The organism is Peribacillus aracenensis, from assembly GCF_025175645.1.
Classification (GTDB): Bacteria; Bacillota; Bacilli; order Bacillales; family DSM-1321; genus Peribacillus; species Peribacillus aracenensis.
Window position 1 is genome coordinate 70,302 of sequence record NZ_JANZMJ010000010.1, and the last position, 18,548, is coordinate 88,849.

17 protein-coding genes are annotated in these 18,548 nt (G+C 41.7%); all 17 read right to left on the reverse strand.

Annotation, left to right across the window (positions count from 1 at the left end; translation table 11 throughout):
- Positions 1 to 108: 108 nt before the first annotated feature.
- The 17 genes from N0M92_RS12305 to bshA all read right to left on the reverse strand — a co-directional run bounded on the left by N0M92_RS12305 (position 109) and on the right by bshA (position 18,547).
- Entirely contained in the window at positions 109 to 1,674 is a 1,566-nt protein-coding gene (locus N0M92_RS12305) for a solute symporter family protein (RefSeq protein ID WP_260285993.1), read from the reverse strand.
- A gap of 3 nt (positions 1,675 to 1,677) precedes the next feature.
- Positions 1,678 to 2,016, reverse strand: coding sequence for a DUF485 domain-containing protein (locus N0M92_RS12310; protein WP_260285994.1), 339 nt, complete (start codon positions 2,014 to 2,016; stop codon positions 1,678 to 1,680).
- A 231-nt stretch (positions 2,017 to 2,247) separates the two neighbouring features.
- Positions 2,248 to 3,123 (reverse strand): FAD synthetase family protein, encoded by an 876-nt coding sequence (locus N0M92_RS12315; RefSeq protein WP_260285995.1) that lies wholly within the window; start codon positions 3,121 to 3,123, stop codon positions 2,248 to 2,250.
- A gap of 227 nt (positions 3,124 to 3,350) precedes the next feature.
- Positions 3,351 to 4,334, reverse strand: coding sequence for a 3,4-dihydroxyphenylacetate 2,3-dioxygenase (gene hpaD / locus N0M92_RS12320; RefSeq protein WP_260285996.1), 984 nt, complete (start codon positions 4,332 to 4,334; stop codon positions 3,351 to 3,353).
- 31 nt (positions 4,335 to 4,365) lie between these two features.
- Positions 4,366 to 5,880 carry a 5-carboxymethyl-2-hydroxymuconate semialdehyde dehydrogenase gene (gene hpaE / locus N0M92_RS12325; RefSeq protein WP_260285997.1) on the reverse strand — a complete coding sequence of 505 codons (1,515 nt, stop codon included), beginning with the start codon at positions 5,878 to 5,880 and terminating at the stop codon, positions 4,366 to 4,368.
- A 78-nt stretch (positions 5,881 to 5,958) separates the two neighbouring features.
- Positions 5,959 to 6,876: a 2,4-dihydroxyhept-2-ene-1,7-dioic acid aldolase gene (gene hpaI / locus N0M92_RS12330; RefSeq protein ID WP_260285998.1), complete on the reverse strand. Its 918-nt coding sequence runs from the start codon at positions 6,874 to 6,876 to the stop codon at positions 5,959 to 5,961.
- Positions 6,877 to 6,985: 109 nt separating this feature from the next.
- Positions 6,986 to 7,663: a GntR family transcriptional regulator gene (locus N0M92_RS12335; protein WP_260285999.1), complete on the reverse strand. Its 678-nt coding sequence runs from the start codon at positions 7,661 to 7,663 to the stop codon at positions 6,986 to 6,988.
- A gap of 196 nt (positions 7,664 to 7,859) precedes the next feature.
- Positions 7,860 to 9,044, reverse strand: coding sequence for a pyridoxal phosphate-dependent aminotransferase (locus tag N0M92_RS12340; RefSeq protein ID WP_260286000.1), 1,185 nt, complete (start codon positions 9,042 to 9,044; stop codon positions 7,860 to 7,862).
- A 19-nt stretch (positions 9,045 to 9,063) separates the two neighbouring features.
- On the reverse strand, positions 9,064 to 9,540 hold the full coding sequence (locus N0M92_RS12345; protein WP_260286001.1) for a cell wall elongation regulator TseB-like domain-containing protein: 477 nt from the start codon (positions 9,538 to 9,540) through the stop codon (positions 9,064 to 9,066).
- Positions 9,541 to 9,558: 18 nt separating this feature from the next.
- Entirely contained in the window at positions 9,559 to 9,729 is a 171-nt protein-coding gene (locus N0M92_RS12350; protein WP_065310840.1) for a YpmA family protein, read from the reverse strand.
- Positions 9,730 to 9,884: 155 nt separating this feature from the next.
- On the reverse strand, positions 9,885 to 12,665 hold the full coding sequence (gene dinG / locus N0M92_RS12355; RefSeq protein WP_260286002.1) for an ATP-dependent DNA helicase DinG: 2,781 nt from the start codon (positions 12,663 to 12,665) through the stop codon (positions 9,885 to 9,887).
- Positions 12,666 to 12,824: 159 nt separating this feature from the next.
- Complete coding sequence (panD, locus tag N0M92_RS12360; RefSeq protein WP_260286003.1) at positions 12,825 to 13,208, reverse strand: aspartate 1-decarboxylase; 384 nt, start codon at positions 13,206 to 13,208, stop codon at positions 12,825 to 12,827.
- Positions 13,209 to 13,234: 26 nt separating this feature from the next.
- Positions 13,235 to 14,083, reverse strand: a complete 849-nt coding sequence (panC, locus tag N0M92_RS12365; protein WP_260286005.1) for a pantoate--beta-alanine ligase — start codon at positions 14,081 to 14,083, stop codon at positions 13,235 to 13,237.
- On the reverse strand, positions 14,080 to 14,916 hold the full coding sequence (gene panB, locus N0M92_RS12370; RefSeq protein WP_260286006.1) for a 3-methyl-2-oxobutanoate hydroxymethyltransferase: 837 nt from the start codon (positions 14,914 to 14,916) through the stop codon (positions 14,080 to 14,082). The genes panC and panB overlap by 4 nt, the downstream gene beginning before the upstream one ends.
- A gap of 331 nt (positions 14,917 to 15,247) precedes the next feature.
- A complete protein-coding gene (locus N0M92_RS12375) occupies positions 15,248 to 16,228 on the reverse strand; it encodes a biotin--[acetyl-CoA-carboxylase] ligase (protein ID WP_260286007.1) in 981 nt (326 codons plus the stop codon).
- Positions 16,213 to 17,394, reverse strand: coding sequence for a CCA tRNA nucleotidyltransferase (locus N0M92_RS12380; protein ID WP_260286008.1), 1,182 nt, complete (start codon positions 17,392 to 17,394; stop codon positions 16,213 to 16,215). The genes N0M92_RS12375 and N0M92_RS12380 overlap by 16 nt, the downstream gene beginning before the upstream one ends.
- A gap of 13 nt (positions 17,395 to 17,407) precedes the next feature.
- Positions 17,408 to 18,547, reverse strand: a complete 1,140-nt coding sequence (bshA, locus tag N0M92_RS12385) for an N-acetyl-alpha-D-glucosaminyl L-malate synthase BshA (protein WP_260286009.1) — start codon at positions 18,545 to 18,547, stop codon at positions 17,408 to 17,410.
- Position 18,548: the final 1 nt, after the last annotated feature.

Below are 18,548 nucleotides of genomic sequence, written 5' to 3' on the forward strand. Positions count from 1 at the left end.
TTATCCAATGAAAAGAAAAAAGCAACCTATCATTAGATGGCTGCTTTTTCAGATCCATTCATAAGTGCGATGACCTGTGTTTTATTTATAGGCATGCTTTTACATCATTCAATGTCGCAAAACACCCTTAACATCATGACCGGTGTTGGACTTAACGAGGATTTCATTATAATTGTCTTTTGTAACCGTTTTCAATCCCGTCCTGCGGTTACCGAACAGGGCACCTAAATAGCATGCTAGGAACCCAAGCGGAATGGAAACGATTCCTGGTGAATTCAAAGGGAAAATCGGGTCACCTGTCATTATGGTGGCTACGGGGACCGGGTTCCAGACATTTGGACTTAGAGCCACGAGCAAAAGCGTACCAATAAGACCTGTCATCATACCGACTATCGCTCCGGTTTTATTGAATTTTTTCCAATAGATCGTAAGAAGGATTACCGGCAAATTCGAACTAGCCGCCAGTGTAAAGGCAATCGATGCCAGAAACGCTACATTGAATTCCTGCAGACCTAATGATAAAACGATTGCAAGTGCAGTCACACCAACGGAAGCCCATCTAGCCATCGTCATTTGCTGTTTTTCCGTCGCCTTTCCATCTTTTAATATTTCATTATAAAAATCATGTGAAAAGGCGGTGGCTCCTGTTAAAACGATTCCCGCAACAACTGCGAGTATCGTTGCAAAGGAAACGGCCGCAATAAATGCGAATAAGATGTCCCCGCCCACAAGTTGGGCCAATAAAGGCGCAGCCATATTACCCGCTGGATTAGCGGCCATGATATTCGATATTCCAACCAACTTCGCAGCACCGAATCCCAGAAAAATGACCATGATATGAAAGGCACCCATAATCCACATCACCCAAACAACCGACTTTCTTGCCACTCGTGCATTCGGGACAGTCAAAAAACGTATTAAAATGTGAGGCAGACCTGCCGTTCCCAGAATTAGGCCCAGCGATAAGGAAGCTGCATCCCACCCACTGGCATATTTAATACCTGCTTTCAGGTAATCTGCACCCATGGGTGTTGCGGTTTTCATATCAGTGAAAATTCCGATGAAACTAAAATTCAATTTCCACATGACGATCATGAATAATATAAACACTCCTCCTATCAACAGGATGGCTTTAATGATCTGCACCCAGCTCGTCGCCGTCATCCCCCCAAATAGAACAAATACCAACATGACAATACCTACGATGATGACAGAAATATTATACGGGATGTCTAAAAGCAATTTAAATAAAGCACCTGCCGCAACAAGTTGCCCCAGCATGTACATGACTGATATCACCAGGGTATTAAAGGCGGTCACTCCCCTGACCTGTTTATATTTAAACCTTGTAGTCACCATATCAGCCAATGTGTATTTCCCCAAGTTCCTTAAAGGTTCAGCCACTAGGAATAACACGACAAGAAATGAAACAAGTGCTCCATACATCAGGAAAAATCCATCATACCCCGTTAAGGAAAATGCCCCAATCAACCCTAAAAACGTGGAAGCCGACATAAAATCCCCGGCCAATGCAAGTCCATTTTGCCTAGCGGTCAACCCTCCCCCAGCCGTATAAAAAGAGCCTGCCGTTTTAGTTTTTTTTGAAGCGAAATATGTGATGAAAAGGGTTCCTATCGACATTAGCGCAAAGAGAATAATAACTGTCCAATTCATGATTCAAAGCCCTTCTTTCTCGATGATTTCTTTTATTTGTTCATCGATTCTTTCTGATTTCCTTACATATATGCTGCAAACCCAAACAGACATTACCGTAATGGAGACACCGTACACCCATGCCCAGGTTATGTCTCCAATGAAAGAGTGATCCAGGATATCTGTGTAAAAAACTAAGAAGGGCAAAAGCAGGGAATATCCCATAAAGAAAATCGTAAAAGGGATGACGAATTTCTTTTTATCGGAAAGCATATTCTGAAACTCTTTGGAGGCAACAATCTTTTCATAATCCACTAGATTAGTTTGTTCCGATTCATCAAGGTTTTTTTCCAACCGAACCATCTCTATACACCTCTTCTGATATTTATTTTTCAAGGGCGGCACTAGTAGTATTGAGCCTCTCCAATATCAGCCTCTTTCTTCCTTCCATCCCAAAATCCAAACAAACTCATCTGCACAGAGAGGGTCTAAGCTCATTCCCTAAGCTTTCCGTACTCCCATTGTCTAACCGTGACGCTTACAGGTAGGGCAGCAGTAGGTACCCACTGCTGCCCTGTCCCGGACCATATCTTTTTAGAAGGCTTGCACTTTCGTAATAGACTTGGCTCGCATATCAATCATCTGTTCCGGCTTCATTATACTTTCACTTTTCCATTTGATATGAATCTTCTTTCCCTCCAAGGGAAGATCATCATTGAAAAGTAAGTGCCAACTCCCATGAAAGGATCCATCCGTTGTTTGATAGGCAATTCCCTCATAAACATTTCCTTCGTTCTGGATTTCGATTAAATAAGCGCCTGTCGGGGGTGTCAGGAATGCTTCCGATAATGTAACGATGACGTGTTGATTTTCCTTGGAATTGATTGTCCCTTGGCTTTCAAAGTATGCGCCAAGGAATGGCGGGATATCTGCGAACCGACCTTCTGCAATCAAGTTTCTAAGCTTAGTGGAACTTACTTTTTCATGATCGATTTCAAACTTCTTCATTTCCGTCACTTCAAAAAATCGCTTACCTTCGATTTTCAGCGTTTCCATATTCCCTTCCCCTTTATGTCCATAGCGGAAATCGAATCCAGCCACGGCATGCTTGCATTTAAATCCACATAGATAATCCTCGATAAAGCCAGTAGGTGAAAGATGGGCAAATGCGGAATCGAAGTTCACGACTATCAAGGTTTCTACACCTAAACCTTGCATAATTTTTGCTTTTTGCTCTAAAGGAGTCATATATGTTTGGGGTTGAGCGTTTCCTAAGATTTGCTTTGGATGCGGAAAAAATGTCATGACTGCCAATTTCAAATCTTGCTGTATGGCAATCCTTTTAGCTAGATGTATCAATTCTTGATGGCCAAGATGAACTCCGTCGAAAAATCCAAGAGCCAGCACACACGGTTCTGCTACTGCCGTATATATACTGGAAATTGGGTGCTGAACATGAATGATATCCAAATCCATCTTCCTTCCTTTGATTCTTGAAAGGTTACATTATAAACTCAGTAAACGGACCTTCGATAATCCAGCAGTTTCCATCAACCATTCACCAGTTCTGCTCCCTTAAATGGTGAAAATTGGTCTTTGAACAGGCTTATACGCACTAGTGCCCTATCCAATTGACCGTGGGAGTCAATGGTATGTCTTGCCGAACGTTCGATCATTCATCCTAAATCCGTTTCTCTTTAGATGATGAATTCAGGCTTGCTTTTTGCCAGAATCGGTTCTTTAAGAGGAACTTCTTCACCTGATATTATATCAAGTACAGCAGATGCCTCATCAAACCATGAATCCGGAGCTTTGGCTCCCCAGAATGTCTGGCGTCTTGGATCATTCAAATCCCAATGAATCGGTTCGGTATCAGGGTCAGCCGTTAAGTAATCCCCATTGTATAATTCGATCCTGTGACCGTCCGGATCTCTTAAATATAAGAAGAATGCATTGGATAGACCGTGCCTTCCTGGTCCGCGTTCGATGGACTGGGCATATCCCAGTGAAGCCAGTACATCACAGGCATGGATAAGTGCAAGGGGGTCAGGCAGAAAGAAGCCTACATGATGAAGTCTTGGACCGATTCCGTTCATGAATGCCTGGTCATGGACCGTTTGCTTTCTATGAAGCCACGTCGCCCATAATTTGCCCGATTCATCCACTGTGTCTTCCGAGCACGCAAAACCTAATTCTTTCACGTAAAAATCATAGGCTTTTTGCACATTTGGTACACAGCAATTCACATGATCGATTCTTTGGACCCTTGAACCCCTATGTATATCGAATCGTTGAAGCAATCTCTCGGCTTTATCCATTTTGCTAAAAAACTCCACTGGCAATCCTGAAATATCCTGAACTCGTAGCGACTTGCCTAGTGCATGCTGTGTTCCTTCCTGCATCCACTTCACTTTCATTCCCTTGGATAGGAAAAAAGATTCCAATTCTTCAAGGTCTTCCTCTTTTTCAACCTTGTATCCTATTGCTTCAACGCTTGGATTTTCTGCCTTTTGCAAAATAAGCGAGTGATGATGCGCTTCCTCTAAACCACGTAAATATATGTGATCATTCGTTCTTTCCGTTTCAATGAAACCTAAAGCATCCACATAAAAGGCTCTTGATTTATCCAGATCTGTTACATTAAGTATCGTTCTTGCAACACGAATAATAGAAAAGTTCATAGTATTCTCCCCTTCTTTAATGAAACACGGATTATTTTTCAGCAGAAGAAACAGCATTTTGTTTTACGTCTCCAAATTTCGGAATGTGATGTTCACCAATTGCCACGTGGATAACTTGTGTTTCCGTATAGAATTCAAAGCTATAATGGCCGCCTTCACGTCCTACCCCACTATATTTCGATCCTCCAAACGGTATCCGCAAATCCCTTACGTTTTGGGAATTCACCCAGACCATCCCGCTATCGACAGCCTGTGCAAACCTATGTCCACGTTTCATATCATTGGTCCATACATAAGCAGCGAGCCCATACTTTACATCGTTAGCCATTCTCAGTACTTCCTCTTCAGTCTTGAAAGGAATGACTGCCATGACTGGTCCAAAAATCTCTTCCTGCGCCACCGTCATCTCATTTGTACAGTTCAAGAGAAGCGTCGGGGCAATATAATTCCCTTCCTTGAACGCACTCGGTATGGCACCGCTTACAATTTCCGCCCCTTCATCTTTTGCTATATCCAGATAACGGGAGACATTGTTAAAATGGTTACGATGGATCAGCGGTCCGATTTCCGTTTCTGGGTCCATTGGGTTTCCAATTTTGATATTATGAACACGTTCCTTCAATTCTGCAACGAACTGGTCTATTATCGATTCATGGACAAATAATCTGGAATTGGCTGTGCAGCGCTCCCCATTGAATGAATAAATTCCCCAAACCACAGAATCCAGGGCTTTTTCTAGATCGGCATCTTCAAAAATGACCGCTGGCGATTTACCTCCAAGTTCCATGGAAAAACGTTTCATTGTATCTGCACCATTTTTAACGATTTCAGCGCCAGTCGTCGTTTCTCCGGTAAAGGATATCAATTGGACTTCAGGATGGGCAACCAAGGACGCCCCTGCTGTTTCCCCAAAACCGTGAACGATATTGAATACGCCTTTCGGCAGACCGGATTGGTCAATGATTTGTGCCAATTTATTGGCAGTCAATGGGGACCACTCCGCCGGTTTAAGGACACATGTATTACCTGTAGCCAGGGCCGGGGCGATCTTCCAGGTTTCTAACATGAATGGCGCATTCCAAGGAGTGATTAATCCTGCCACTCCTATCGGTTTATGAATCGTATAATTGATGAATGTGTCATCCACTTGATACGACTCTCCTATTAGCCTGCTTTTCACCATCTCAGAATAAAACCGGAAATTCTCCGCTCCCCTTGCCGCCTGTTTTTTTGTCTGGCTAATCGGCAACCCTGTATCAAGGGATTCCAAAAAGGAAATTTCTTCTGCATTTTCTTCAATTAAATCAGCAATCCTATTAATGTACTTCAATCTTTCTTCCACTTTCATCGTTCTCCATGGACCATTATCGAATGCATCTCTTGCAGCGGCTACCGCTTGATCGATGTCCTCTTTAAACCCTTCTGCCACATTATTTATTGCCTGATTATTAAAAGGGCTTAAATTTCCAAATGTTCTCCCTGAGATTCCATCGACAAATTGACCATTGATGTAATGCTTGACATCTTGCACGGGAAAAGTTTGCATGATAAATCCTCCTTTAGAAATTAATTCGGGAAGATGACAATAATCTATTAGATTCGTGCAATCTTCCCAATCTAGCAATTATGACTGGATTATTGGGTCAATCAACCCGTATGATTGAAGGGTTTCACGCAGTTCTTTTTCCAATGGTTCCGAAGGCGGACCCATTGGCGGCCTTAATGCAGGATTGATTTTCCCCATCATCCCCATCGCAGCTTTTAATGGTCCTGGATTGGTTTCTTTAAACAAAACATCATTCAATGGCATTAATTTGTAATGGAGATCAAGTGCCTTATCCACATCCCCCTCCACCCAAAGGTTATAAATTTCCGCAACTTCTTTAGGAGTGATATTTGCAGTTGCACTTATATGTCCTGCCCCTCCAATAGCCAACATTGGATAGCATAGTAATTCGATGCCCGAATATAAGAGAAAATCCCTTCCGCAATTCAATAAGACACGGTTCACATGTTCGAAATCTTTATTAGATTCCTTTACACCAATAATATTTTCACAATCTTCAGCAAGACGTGCCAATGTCTTCACTTCTAAATTCGTCGCCGTTCTTCCAGGAATGTTATAAACGATAATCGGGATATCAACAGAATCGGCTACCGTTTTAAAATGATTGTAAAGTGCCTGTTGATTCGGTTTATTGTAATAAGGAACGATAACTAAAGCAGCATCCGCACCCATTTCCTGTGCCATTTTTGTCAAATGCAACGTTTCTTTCTGATTGGCAGATCCAGTACCTGGTGCAACTGGAACACGGGCTTTTGCTGCCTTAATAGCCGTTTCCATCACTAATTCCCGTTCCTTAATTGTTAATGAACTCGGCTCTCCGGTAGTACCGCATACCGAGATTCCATGTGAACCGCTTTCAATATGCCAGTTTACCAGATTTTCAATTGCCTTTACATCCACTTCCATCTTGTCATCAAACGGAGTGATAACGGGAGCGATGGATCCTCTTAATCGACTTTTGATTTCCTCGTACATTTTTTCTACCACCCTTTCATTATTTGAATATTCGGAATAATACAAGTGAAAAAAATGGCTTTGATTTTATGAATAATCGATCGACTATTATAAAACAAAGCCAAGGTCATCAAAGTGCCTGATCGTGATTAGTTTCCGCCCTCTGCTTGAATGTGCTGATGGCATTCAGTTTATGCTTTCTCACCAATGATTCAATTTCTTCAAAAGATGCTTTTTCCTTTAGAAGCTTTATGATGCTTTCATGTTCGCGAATCGATTGGACTGCGCGCTGCGGAACCATGGTGAACATGGATTTTCTGACTCTATTCATTCTTTGTTGCGCCTGTTTAATTTCCTCCTTTAAAAAGGAATTTCCGCACTTTTCATAAATTTCCGCATGGAAACATTCGTTTAACTTACCAAACAGCTCTAATTCAAAGTTATGGAGGGCTTTTTCCATTTCTTTGTTTAAATTAATTAGATTTTCAAAATCATGATCATTCATCGTTAAAGAACTGAGGGCAGCTGCATATCCTTCAAGCAAAGATAAAACAGAAAGAGTTTCAATGTATTCGCTCTCATTAATGCTTGTAACCACTGCTCCGCTATAAGGCTTATATTGAATAAGACCTTCAGATTCCAGTTGCCTGATCGCTTCCCTGACAGGAATCGGACTTAAACTTAGTTCTTTTGCCGTTTGATCGATAATGATCCGCTGTCCAGAACCATATGTTCCATCCAAAATTAATTTACGAAGGTGCTCATATGCTATTTGCTTTTTGCTGGGGTTTTTGTTTTTCTCTTCCATATTTTCATCATATATGAAATCATATATGATTGCAATCGATTTTCATTAAAAATCATATATGATTTGCACTCTTCTTTACAAGTTTGTTTTGCAAAACGCTTATTATGTCTTCTTCCCGAAAGTACCATATCGAAATATAATCGAAAAAAACCTGCAGACCCTGATGTAGCCAGGTAGTCTGCAGGTTTTTGAAAAATTATGCCATTTTTGAATTAACGAATGAATGTATTCTTTCAACTGCTGCTTCCAGCAACTCTAATGAAGTTGCATAAGAGAGCCTGATGTTATCAGGTGCACCAAAACCTGAACCTGGAATAACAGCCACTTGCGCCTCTTCCAGCAACGCAGTCGTAAATTCCTCGACATTGCTGTACCCTGTTAATTCAACTGCACGTTTAACGTTCGGGAATAAATAAAATGCCCCTTGCGGTTTAATGCAGCTGATTCCTGGAATTTCAACCAATTTATCATATATCGTATTCAAACGGCCTTCAAATGACTGACGCATTTCTTCAACAGGCTCCTGTGTACCTTCATAAGCGGCAATCGCACCATATTGAGCAGTTGTGGTAGGATTGGATGTGCTATGGCTTGCAAGGTTCGTCATTGCTTTAATGATGGACTCATCACCGACTGCATAACCAATTCTCCAGCCCGTCATCGAATGCGACTTAGAAACACCGTTGATGATGATCGTTTGCTTTTTCAATTCTGGTGAAATCTCTGCAATGGATGTATGTTTAGCATTTCCATAAACCAATTTTTCGTAAATTTCGTCGGAAACGATCAAGATATCATGAGCCAGGCAAACTTCCCCGATAGCTGCCAATTCTTCCCTGGAATAAAGCATGCCCGTTGGATTGCTTGGAGAGTTGATGATAACCGCTTTCGTTTTTTCGGTAATTGCTTGTTCTAATTGTTCTTTAGTGATTTTATATTGATTTTCTTCCGTACCTACTACATAAACAGGCTTACCGTCAGCAAGCTTGATTTGCTCAGGATAGCTCACCCAATATGGTATCGGAACAATGACTTCATCTTCTTCATCCAGGATAGCTTGAAACAATGTGTAAAGCGCGTGCTTTGCACCTGAGCCAACTACAATTTCAGACGGTTTGTATTCCAGGCCTTGATCACGCTTCAATTTAGCCGCAATTGCTTCTTTTAGCTTCGGCAGACCAGCGGATGGCGTGTATTTAGTTTGACCTTCATTCATGGAAAGAAGGGCTGCATCTATGATATGTTTTGGCGTATTATAGTCTGGTTCACCAGCCCCCAAACCAATTATATCTAGACCTTGGGCCTTAAGTTCCTTTGCTTTTGCCGTGATGGCCAATGTTGTTGATGGCGTTAATGACTGAACGCGCTTCGCTAATTTCATTTTAAATTAATCCTCCATTCTAAATGCTTCGATAATACTTCAGCCATTCCCCAGTTTTAAAATCATAATAGTCATAGTTAAAACGCTTGGATTCATCAAGATACGTTACTTCCCAAAGCGGAACGTTCTTTTCCATGCCTAGCTTAACAGAAATGATTTTTTGGGGATTAAGCTGTTCTTTGACAATGTTTAAGATCTCTTTTTTTGATTTACCATCTTTATAGTTTTCCACTACCATTTCTTTCTTCTTATCCTCAGGAAGCCAGACTATTTTTTTAGTCCCTTTTTCCCCCTTACCAATGATTACGGAGTATGAATCCTGCCCATTATAAGCGTAAAATTCTTCCATGGTCACAAGGCCGCCCTCTTCCTTTGCCTTTTGGAAAGCCTCATTACCAGCCTCTTTTTTAGGCTGCAACGCTTTAATATATGCCCCGCTGACAAATCCGATAAAACAAAGGACCAGGATAGAAGCAATAATCAACCATTTTTTCAAAGCTGCTTTTCCTTCTTTCTATGTACGATAAATTGTAAATATCGCTTTTTCTTGATCTTGGGAATCCAGTGCCAGACCGAACATTAAGTCATCTTTTTTCAATGTTCGGTTCAAAGAATCCACAATTTTATACAGATCAGGAGAATGTTGCAACCTGACTGTTGAAATTACTTCGATTTTACTTTCCATGAAAACGCCCCTCCATTTTAATAATTTGTCAACAACCACTGGTATGAATAGGATTTGAAGGCTTTACCACCTATCACATTATACCAGCTCAAAAGTAATTTTTCTTTATAAATTATTAAAAATTCATTTTAGATTAAGAAGGATTTAAAGATTCTTTAAATCCACTCTTCTATCATTTCAGCCATTTCTGTTATTGAGGCTTGGTGCCAGTCCACAGCCGGAATGGCTTTTTGAAATTCAGGTCCATATTTGGCAGTGATGATGCGGCGGTCAAGAATTACCAAAATCCCTTTATCCTCTGGAGTTCGTATAAGCCTGCCGAAACCTTGCCGGAACCTTAATAGGGCTTCAGGTAATGAATACGCAGAGAAAGGATTGCGCCCTTGTTTTTCGAGAAGTTGGCATTTTGCAGCTGTCACTGGTTCATCCGGTGGCGAAAATGGCAGCCTGACAATGATTAAACAAGATAGATCCTCACCGGGGATATCGACGCCTTCCCATAGGCTGGTTGTCCCAAATAGGACGGCTTTCTCGAAGTTTTGGAAATTCCTGAGCAGCCTCATCCGGCTTCCGCCAGAAATCCCTTGGGCAAACAGCGTGAACTCATCCAGTACGCCACTGTCTTTGATGGAATGATAGGTGGCCCGCAGCATTTCATGCGAGGTGAATAATACCATCATTCTCCCTTTCGCTGCCTGAGCGGCAGCAATAATATGATTTGCCGCTGTTTCGGAGAACTCCTCCACCGATAAGCAATTGATATCTGGTAGATCATTTGGCACCAGTACCTTTACGAGTTCCTTATAAGGAAAGGGTGAAGGTAAACTTGCCGTCTGCATTGGCTCGTTCTCTAAACCGAGTTGTTCTTTAAAATACTTAAAAGAATTCTTCACCACGAGGGTTGCCGATGTCATGACCACACTCTTTTGACGCCCGAAATAGGAATCCCAAAGCCGTTTACTTCCTGCAATCGGCTGAACCGTCAAAGTCACCCCATGCTGGGGTGCTGCATTCGTATAATCCAGCCAATAAATATTTTCTTCATGCGGCTTGATGAAAAATTCATGCAAGGAGTCCCTGGTGTCCTGTAAATGTCCAAGCAGCACCTCAATATCATTCAAGTGAAATAATGAATTTTTTCCTAAGGGGGACTCATTATTCAATAAAAGAGCCAATCTTTTCTCTATCTCCGTGATGATGTATCCTAATAAATCGACCAATCGCTCAGCGACCAGAATCGCTTTACCCCATCTTCCATCATCGATTTTGAATGAAAGCCGTTTCGGACTCATGGAACGTGAAAGTTTTTCCGCCTGATTGGAAATATAATAAAAAAGCTGTTCGAATTCATACGAAAAATCACTAAGCCTTTGATCTAATTCATGCATGGACTTCCCATCCGTCAATCCATTATTTAAGAGCATCCTGTCCAATTTATATAATAATTGCTTTTGATCTGATGTCCCCAGTCTGTTCAAAACCGTCTTCACCGAAATGTAATTAAGCCTGCTCCCAAGCTGTTTAGATGCAGCTTGCTCCAAATGGTGTGCTTCATCGAGAACCAAATACCCTTTTTTTGGAATCAAGGCGTCTTCTGTAAGCAGATCCGTCATTAAAAACGAATGGTTAGTAATGATGATATCCGCTTTGGCAGCTGTTCTTTTTGCCCGTTCAAAAAAATCCAATTCAATCCAGGGCTGTTTTAAACCGGCGTATGTAAGACCATCACTTTGAAGCCTATTCCAAAATAGCTGACCCCCGCTCGTGAGATTCAATTCATCTTTATCGCCTGTTACGGTTTCAGTAAGCCAAACCAATATCTGCATTTTCGTTAATGCCGTTTCATAATTATCTTCCTTTTCACGCAATGCCCTTTCGAACTTTGCCAAGCTCAAATAATTACTTCTCCCCTTTAGTAAAACAGCTTGAAATGTAAAGGGAAGAATTTTCTTAAGCTTAGGAACCTCGTTTTGTAGAAGTTGATCCTGTAGCTGAAGCGTATACGTCGAAACGACGACAGGCTTATGATGTTTTTTTGCAAAATAAACAGCCGGAAGCAGATAGCCTATGGATTTTCCAATACCTGTCCCAGCTTCAATGATTGCATCCTGGCTGGATTCGAAGGAATGGTGAATCATGTTCATCATATCAAGTTGTCCGCTTCTTGCTTCAAAGGCAGGAAATGCACTTTGAAGCATGGCTATTTTTTCCTCATCGTCGAGCGGGAATTTCGACTCCGTGTCTTTATGATCACCTTCGTTTTCGGCCTTTTTAAATGCAAGGCCCCTATACGTAATAAGATTAGGTGAATGGACTTCTGCTTTAGCAAGTTTGCTTGCAATGCAAGCATCTATTAATTCGGAAACCTCACTTTGTAAGGAAAAAGATAATCGATATAACTGTTTAAGTGTCATGACTGGAAGGTTCATCAGCTTTTTTTTCAACTCCAACAATAATAAAGCTGTGGCATATGCATCACTATCCGCTTGATGGGGCCTGGAATGATCCAGGTTTTCTTCTTTAGCCAGCTGGTGCAGCTTATATCCATCGGATGTTGGTTTTAATATTTTCGCTAACTCCACTGTATCAAGGGTGGAACCATAAAACGGCTCAAACCCGCATCGTACTAGTTCTTCCTGTAAAAAAGATAAATCAAATAAAACATTATGGGCAACAAAACAAGCCCCTTCTATAAGCCGGGCAATATTTTCTGCAACATCTTCAAAGTCAGGTGCATTTTTTACCGTCTCGTTGCTTATTCCGGTCAATTCTTCAATAAACAAGGAAATTTCCTGTCCAGGGTGGATGAATGTCGAGTATTCATCCACAATTTGGTCATTTTCGATGACCACGCCAGCAAATTGTATTATCCTATCTCCTTTTTTTGGAGAATTCCCTGTCGTTTCCAAATCAACCACTACATATCGTTGCATCATGAATTGTACACCTCAAACTTCGCTTTCTCCACTTCCTGATGGAATTCTCTTATCTTTTTTATACCATAATAATCGTAATAAAGGAAACAAGCCGTTCATCAAAAGACTAAAAGGGCCGGCACCTGTATGCATGATTCATGCATATGTGCCGGCCCTCGCTTACATGATGGTAGCTGCAGGTTCGTTTGAAATCAAATCAATGATTTTGTTGTTTTCATCCATGATCGCAACTTTTGGTTTGTGTTCCCCCAGTTTATCCTCTGAAACCATTATATAAGAAATGATTATCACGATATCATCCGGCTGCACCAGTCTGGCTGCCGCTCCATTCAAACACACTACACCGCTCCCCCGTTCACCCGCAATCACATACGTTTCAAGTCGTGCACCATTATTATTATTCACGATGGCGACTTTTTCGTTAGGCAGAATACCCACCGCATCAATTATGTCTTCATCAATCGTAATGCTGCCTACATAATTCAAATTAGCTTCAGTTACTCGTGCACGGTGAATTTTCCCATTCATCATCGTTCGAAACATCTCAATTCCCCCTAATTTTTCATGAATCATTCCACATATAAGATGATATTATCAATTAGTCTTGCATGCTTGAACTTTACAGCCATTGCAATGATAACGTTTCCTGCCAGCGATTCAAGTGGTTTAAGTTCCGGATATTGATAGATTTCAATATAGTCGATCACTCCACTTGTGTGGACAGCAATATGTTCATTTACTAAGGCCGTGACGGTTGCTGCATTTCTTTCACCTGATTCAACCGCCTCTTTGGCCTTTAATAAACTTTGGTACAGTTCTTTAGCCTCCATGCGTTCTTGATCTGATAGGTTAACATTTCGCGAGCTCTTCGCTAACCCATCTTCTTCGCGAACGGTATCTACAGCAACTAGCTGGATAGGGAAATGAAAGTCTTTGATCAGTCCATCTATCACGGCGACTTGCTGGGCATCCTTCTTACCAAAGTAAGCTCTATCAGGAAGGATGATATTGAAGAATTTCGTTAAGACCGTCGCTACACCATCAAAGTGTCCAGGCCTTTGTCTACCGCATAAAACATCCGTCCTGCTTTGGACAACAACCTTCACAGATGGTTCTTCACCGTACATTTCGTGGACTGTCGGATAGAAGAGATAATCCACTCCGCCATTTGCTGCGACATTTTCATCCCGTGCCAAATCCCGCGGATATGTTTCAAAATCCTCATTAGGTCCAAATTGCATCGGATTCACAAAAATACTCAATACCACAATATCATTTTCGTTGCGAGCCTTTTCCAAAAGGGTTGCATGCCCCTCATGTAAAAACCCCATCGTCGCTACATAGCCTATGCTTTTGTGATTGTTTTTTTCCTCTTTGAGTGCCAGTTGCAAATCAGCAGCTGATGTAAAAGTTTTCATCTTTTCCCTCCATAAAGTTCAGAAAGCTGCTCTTCTTTCATTGTAAAAGTATGTTCTTTCGACGGAAAATCTTTAGATTTCACTTCATTCACAAAGCTTGTAATCGATTGACCAATCAGTTCATTTGCATCTCCATAAACTTTTACGAATTTCGCTAGCCGGTCTACCCCATACTTGATGACATCATGGTAAACGAGGACTTGACCATCCGTTTCTGCGCCTGCCCCAATCCCGATGGTAGGAATTTCCAGGTTCTGTGTAACGAGTTCCCCCACTTGATATGGAACACATTCAAATACAATTGCCATCGCTCCCGCCGCTTCACACTTTCTCGCATCTTCCAAGAGCTGTGCTGCACTTTCAGCATCTTTACCTTGCACTTTATAGCCGCCCAGAACGCCGACTGATTGAGGAGTCAAGCCAAGATGGGCTACAACCGGGATGCCAGCCTTGGTCAATGCTGATATTTTTTCAACAACATCATCCGCGCCCTCGAGCTTCACGGCATCGGCATGACCTTCCTGCATGATTCGGGCTGCATTCTTGAGTGTTTCATCCATAGATAGGTGATAGCTCATAAAGGGCATGTCCGTCACGACAAATGTATCTGGTGCACCGCGTTTTACTGCCTTTGTATGATGGATCATGTCATTCACCGTAACTGGAATCGTTGATTCATATCCCAATACGACCATTCCTAAAGAATCGCCGACTAAAATCATGTCTACACCTGATTGTTCGGCTAACTTTGCTGACGGGTAATCATAAGCCGTCAGCATGACAATTTTCTCTTGATTTTGTTTCATTTTCAAAAAATCTCCGGACAATTTCATTACGTTTCCTCCTTTTGATGGAGGAGATGAAAACATCAGCGAAAACTGGTGTCTATACATTCATGCGCAAAAAAAAGACTGACTAAAAAAGTATCTGTTTTGCTACGAAAAATGGCTTAAAAAGCCAAATATCGACACAGACTTATCTTTTAGTCAATCTTTGTTTCATCAGAAGTTTCATCCCTCCGTCCCCGTCCAGTTCTCTGGATCAAGGCAGATTTTCAAATAATTTGGTATTTATGGGGGTGCAGTTCACATTAGATACTGCCCACTTGCATTATATCAAGCCAAATTAAAAATTTCTATTTAATTTTCACGAATTTGACAAAATCTACTGAATTTCAATATCTGCAGAATATATCGAGTGTACGGTTCCCTTTCCGTCTTCAAGAAGTAAAACGCCTGAATCCGTTATGCCCAATGCTTTTCCGACAATCGTGTCATTAACCGTACTGGCTTTGATAACCTGGCCAAGACTGATCGCATAACTCTCCCATAAATCCTTTATTGGCATGAAGCCTTGATCTAAATAGAGTTCGTACAAATTTTCGAGACGGAACAATACTCGTTGAATGACCTTGGACCTTGAAACTATCTCTCCACTTTCTATGAAAAGGGAAGAAGCCTTTTCCTGCAGTTCTTCAGGAAAATCCTCCAATTGCTGATTGATATTCATCCCAAAACCGACAATGACGGAATGGATTCTATCTGACTCCGCCTGCATCTCCGTCAGGATGCCCACCACTTTCTTGCGATTCACCAAAATATCATTCGGCCACTTTATTTGTGGCTTTAAATCAGTGGTATCCTCCATAGCCTGAGCCACAGCGACTGCGGCCAATAATGTAAGTTGCGGAGCCTCATGAATCGGGATTTTCGGTCTTAGGATCAGACTCATCCATATGCCGCTGAATTTCGGGGAATGCCAAGATCTCATTAGCCTTCCTTTTCCGGATAACTGCTCCTCGGCAACGACGAGGGTTCCCTCCTGAACGCCTTCATTTGCTAGTTGATGCGCTATTTTTTGAGTGGATTCTACAGTCTCCTGATAGTGGATCATCTTGCCGATCGTTTTTGTTTCCAAGCCAAGTTGTATTTCGCTCTCTGACACTTTTTCCGGAGCTGATATGATACGGTAGCCTTTTTTCCTAACGGCTTCCACGTTATATCCTTCACTGCGCAGGTCTTCTATATGCTTCCAGACAGCTGTGCGCGAACAGCCAATGTATTCAGCAATTTCCTGACCGGATATGAACGCACCATCCGCTTTTGATAGGGCTTCCATCAGCTTTGTTCTTAACTCAGATTGCATTTCGCCAGCCACCTCTTTATTTCTTCTTTATCATTTCTTAATTCTTCATTCAAGACAGCCTTCACTATTTTTTCCAAGTATTCTTTGACCCATGGACCTGGCTTTTCTTGATGCCAATTCAATAAATCCGTTCCTGTAACGGCAAGATCCGACATTTGTTTTATAATAAGTCCATTGTAACGCTGATGTGCATTCTCCTCCGCATCCGATACATTACCGCCAGTCAGTGCCGCCTTGACTTTAGCAGCTTGCACTGTTACGCCATGACCTGCCTGAAATACATCGATGGCTGATGGTTCTTTCTTCACTAGCTGTATCGTACGTTGAATGTTTCTTATCGTTTTCAATGGCAGCTTCCATGCCCGCAAAGACTTTTCGAGTTCCTGATCCTTTGTGTGAACCATGATTATAGACCATATTTCTGCCGCTTTTAGCTGATGAAGCGGCAGGTCCAGTAAGTCCGTCAAATGATCTTTTTTACTGGAGAATAGAGGCAGATATTGATATAATCCGCTTTCCAGCAAGAGTGAGAAAGCCCTTATCCTATTGGAGCCGGCCACTAGCTTCTCAAATTCAACCAGGATTCTTTCGACAGCGATTTCACTGATGATCTGAGCATTCTCTTTAAGGGAATGAAAGGTTTCTTGATCCAGATCAAAATCAAGCTGACTTACGAACCTTAATGCACGCATCATTCTCAATGCATCCTCATGAAACCTTTCATGCGGGTTGCCAACCGTGATAATCCTTTTTTCTGCCAAATCACGCTTACCATTAAATGGATCTATGATTTTTCCGGTCTTATCCATTGCCATTGCATTCATCGTAAAATCTCTTCTTTGCAAATCCTCTGTCAAAGAACGGACAAATTGTACAGAATCGGGTCTGCGAAAGTCCGAATACCCGCTTTCCGTTCTAAACGTCGTAATTTCGTATGTACCGGTATCCGTAATGACAAGCACTGTTCCGTGGTCGATTCCGATGTCAGCCGTATTAGGAAAAATCCTTTTGATTTCCTGGGGTGTTGCGGAAGTGGCGATGTCCACATCGTTTATGGGCCTGCCAAGGATATAATCCCTTACAGAGCCGCCAACGAAATAAGCCTCGTATCCTGCTTCTTCTATCGCTTCCAAAATGGGTACTGATTTTAAGAATAATCGATCCATCAGCATCCCCTCCCTATTCCATGGATTTACCTTCAAGTGCTTGAATATAGATGGCTTCATACTCTGACATGATCGTATCGGAGTGGAAATCAGTATTGGCCCTTTCCAGCGCAGCTTCAGAAAAGCGTTTATGTAAAATCGGGTCACTTAATAGTCCCACCGCTTTTTCAGCAACCATATCGACATCTCCCAATTCACAAATATAACCAGTCTCCCCATCAACGATGACTTCAGGAATTCCCCCGATATTCGTCCCGATACAAGGAACTCCACATGCCATCGCCTCGAGCAGCACAAGTCCAAAACTCTCTTTTTCCGATAACAGGAATATCAAATCACTGATTGAATATAATTCGGCAAGGTTATCCTGCTTACCAAGAAACAAGACCGAATCATCGATTCCAAGATCTTTAGCCAATTTCAATACTGTTGTCACTTCCGGCCCGTCTCCTACAAGTAAAAGCTTTGCGGGCATTTTCTTTTGAGTTAAATAAAACGCCTGGATGACGTCTTTCACTCGCTTGACCGAACGGAAATTCGAAACATGAATGATCACTTTTTCATCTTCACTGATTCCGTATTCATCCTTAAGGTAATCTGAATTGGATTTATGGTAATCTCTTTCATCAATAAAATTATAGACGGTTTTGATTTCCTTATCCGGCGCGATTAATTCGTGCGTTTGCTGAACAAGGGAATTAGATACTCCAGTAACGACATCTGATTGCTCTATCCCGAATTTTATCAAATTGGTCAATGAGGGATCATGGCCTAATACGGTTATGTCCGTACCATGCAGTGTGGTTACGATCTTAACTTCATTACCTGACATCTGCTTTGCAAGGATCGCACAAACAGCATGTGGAATTGCATAATGAACGTGAAGGATATCTAACTTCTCCCGTTTTACGACATCTGCTATCTTGCTGGCAAGAGCCAGGTCATATGGTGGATATTGAAAGACTGAATACGAGTTCACTTCAACCTGGTGATAAAAAATATTACAGTACATCTTATTCAAGCGAAAAGGGAGGCTTGAAGAAATGAAATGTATTTCATGTCCTTTTTCTGCAAGCATCTTACCTAATTCAGTTGCTACGACACCCGAACCCCCAACTGTAGGATAACAGGTAATTCCAATTTTTAATTTCATA

Bases quoted from the DNA above. Each gene is read 5' to 3' on its own strand.
- panD (WP_260286003.1), bottom strand. From the start codon at position 13,208: ATGTTTCGAACGATGATGAATGGGAAAATTCACCGTGCACGAGTAACT.
- panB (WP_260286006.1), bottom strand. From the start codon at position 14,916: ATGAAATTGTCCGGAGATTTTTTGAAAATGAAACAAAATCAAGAGAAA.
- N0M92_RS12305 (WP_260285993.1), bottom strand. From the start codon at position 1,674: ATGAATTGGACAGTTATTATTCTCTTTGCGCTAATGTCGATAGGAACC.
- N0M92_RS12340 (WP_260286000.1), bottom strand. From the start codon at position 9,044: ATGAAATTAGCGAAGCGCGTTCAGTCATTAACGCCATCAACAACATTG.
- N0M92_RS12375 (WP_260286007.1), bottom strand. From the start codon at position 16,228: ATGCAATCTGAGTTAAGAACAAAGCTGATGGAAGCCCTATCAAAAGCG.
- bshA (WP_260286009.1), bottom strand. From the start codon at position 18,547: ATGAAATTAAAAATTGGAATTACCTGTTATCCTACAGTTGGGGGTTCG.
- N0M92_RS12350 (WP_065310840.1), bottom strand. From the start codon at position 9,729: ATGGAAAGTAAAATCGAAGTAATTTCAACAGTCAGGTTGCAACATTCT.
- hpaI (WP_260285998.1), bottom strand. From the start codon at position 6,876: ATGTACGAGGAAATCAAAAGTCGATTAAGAGGATCCATCGCTCCCGTT.
- hpaE (WP_260285997.1), bottom strand. From the start codon at position 5,880: ATGCAAACTTTTCCCGTGCAAGATGTCAAGCATTACATCAATGGTCAA.
- N0M92_RS12335 (WP_260285999.1), bottom strand. From the start codon at position 7,663: ATGGAAGAGAAAAACAAAAACCCCAGCAAAAAGCAAATAGCATATGAG.
- N0M92_RS12380 (WP_260286008.1), bottom strand. From the start codon at position 17,394: ATGGATCGATTATTCTTAAAATCAGTACCCATTTTGGAAGCGATAGAA.
- panC (WP_260286005.1), bottom strand. From the start codon at position 14,083: ATGAAAACTTTTACATCAGCTGCTGATTTGCAACTGGCACTCAAAGAG.
- N0M92_RS12310 (WP_260285994.1), bottom strand. From the start codon at position 2,016: ATGGTTCGGTTGGAAAAAAACCTTGATGAATCGGAACAAACTAATCTA.
- dinG (WP_260286002.1), bottom strand. From the start codon at position 12,665: ATGATGCAACGATATGTAGTGGTTGATTTGGAAACGACAGGGAATTCT.
- hpaD (WP_260285996.1), bottom strand. From the start codon at position 4,334: ATGAACTTTTCTATTATTCGTGTTGCAAGAACGATACTTAATGTAACA.